The organism is Gilliamella sp. HK2 (genome assembly GCF_001690265.1).
GTDB lineage: Bacteria > Pseudomonadota > Gammaproteobacteria > Enterobacterales > Orbaceae > Gilliamella > Gilliamella apicola_C.
On record NZ_LZGV01000076.1, the window covers coordinates 1 to 2,346 of the forward strand.

General features: G+C 47.6%; 1 tRNA gene and 2 rRNA genes. All 3 read right to left on the bottom strand.

What is annotated here, in order from left to right:
* Nucleotides 1-267, bottom strand: a 23S ribosomal RNA gene (locus A9G45_RS07055); the annotation flags it as partial.
* A gap of 258 nt (nucleotides 268-525) precedes the next feature.
* Nucleotides 526-601 (bottom strand) — tRNA-Glu (locus A9G45_RS07060).
* 54 nt (nucleotides 602-655) lie between these two features.
* A 16S ribosomal RNA gene (locus tag A9G45_RS07065) occupies nucleotides 656-2,193 on the bottom strand.
* Nucleotides 2,194-2,346: the final 153 nt, after the last annotated feature.

Consider the following 2,346-nt stretch of genomic DNA (forward strand, 5'->3'; position numbering starts at 1 on the left):
GCTCCTCCCCTTTCGCTCGCCGCTACTTAGGGAATCTCGGTTGATTTCTTTTCCTCGGGGTACTTAGATGTTTCAGTTCTCCCGGTTCGCCTCATATAACTATGAATTCATTATATGATAGTGTAGTCACCTACACTGGGTTTCCCCATTCGGACATCAACGGCTATAGCGCCTTTTATCGGCTCACCGTCGCTTTTCGCAGATTAACACGTCCTTCTTCGCCTCTGATTGCCTAGGCATCCACCGTGTACGCTTAATTTCTTAACCTTACAACTCACAGTTGTCTTGGTTTTCAATTTACGCTTTTTTTCTCTTTCTTACTTCAATGCTTTTTATTTCCTTAACTTAACTCCATATCTATTGAATATTTCATTAAACCAAAAATAAAAGCTTTCCGTAAAAACGAGAACTCGTTTCTTTCAGCTTGTTCCTAATTGTTAAAGAGCTTTATCTTTCTATTTACTCATCTTTTAACTCAAAGTAAATACAAACATAATTTTTAAAAAATAATTCCGTCGCACTTTATGGCGTCCCCTAGGGGATTCGAACCCCTGTTACCGCCGTGAAAGGGCGATGTCCTAGGCCTCTAGACGAAGGGGACTGAATTATTTCTCTTCTAAACAAACAATCTGTGTGAACACTTACGAGCTCTTCGTAAGGAGGTGATCCAACCGCAGGTTCCCCTACGGTTACCTTGTTACGACTTCACCCCAGTCATGAACCACACCGTGGTAAACGCCCTCCCGAAGGTTAAGCTATCTACTTCTGGTGCAACCCACTCCCATGGTGTGACGGGCGGTGTGTACAAGGCCCGGGAACGTATTCACCGTGACATTCTGATTCACGATTACTAGCGATTCCGACTTCATGGAGTCGAGTTGCAGACTCCAATCCGGACTTAGACGTACTTTATGAGGTCCGCTTGCTCTCGCGAGGTCGCCTCCCTTTGTATACGCCATTGTAGCACGTGTGTAGCCCTGGTCGTAAGGGCCATGATGACTTGACGTCGTCCCCACCTTCCTCCGCTTTATCAACGGCAGTCTCCTTTGAGTTCCCGGCCAAACCGATGGCAACAAAGGATAAGGGTTGCGCTCGTTGCGGGACTTAACCCAACATTTCACAACACGAGCTGACGACAGCCATGCAGCACCTGTCTCACAGTTCCCGAAGGCACTCCCATATCTCTACAGGATTCTGTGGATGTCAAGACCAGGTAAGGTTCTTCGCGTTGCATCGAATTAAACCACATGCTCCACCGCTTGTGCGGGCCCCCGTCAATTCATTTGAGTTTTAACCTTGCGGCCGTACTCCCCAGGCGGTCGATTTATCGCGTTAGCTTCGGAGCCCATCACTCTAGGCAACAAACTCCAAATCGACATCGTTTACAGCGTGGACTACCAGGGTATCTAATCCTGTTTGCTCCCCACGCTTTCGCATCTCAGCGTCAGTATCTGTCCAGAAGGCCGCCTTCGCCACCGGTATTCCTCCACATCTCTACGCATTTCACCGCTACACGTGGAATTCTACCTTCCTCTACAATACTCTAGTTAACCAGTTTTAAGTGCAATTCCTAGGTTGAGCCCAGGGCTTTCACACCTAACTTAATTATCCGCCTACATGCCCTTTACGCCCAGTCATTCCGATTAACGCTCGCACCCTCCGTATTACCGCGGCTGCTGGCACGGAGTTAGCCGGTGCTTCTTCTGTAATTAACGTCAATTGTTGCACCTATTAGATACAACACCTTCCTCATCACCGAAAGTACTTTACAACCCGAAGGCCTTCTTCATACACGCGGCATGGCTGCATCAGGGTTACCCCCATTGTGCAATATTCCCCACTGCTGCCTCCCGTAGGAGTCTGGACCGTGTCTCAGTTCCAGTGTGGCTGGCCATCCTCTCAGACCAGCTAGAGATCGTCGCCTAGGTGAGCCTTTACCCCACCTACTAGCTAATCCCATATGGGTTCATCAAATGGCGCATGGCCCGAAGGTCCCATGCTTTGGTCTCTCAACTTTATGCGGTATTAGCAGTCGTTTCCAACTGTTGTCCCCCACCATTCGGCAGATCCCCATATTTTACTCACCCGTCCGCCACTCGTCATCAAGTGCAAGCACTCATGTTACCGTTCGACTTGCATGTGTTAAGCCTGCCGCCAGCGTTCAATCTGAGCCATGATCAAACTCTTCAATTTAAAGTTTGATGCTCAATAACTGTCTCTGACATATTCAAATGAATCTTCAGTGTCACTTATCAAGACTTAATTTTTTAGTCCGTAGACTTTAATCTTTTGTCTCGCAAGTGCCCACACAGATTGTCTGTTTCTTATTTTTAAAGAGCTAACAGC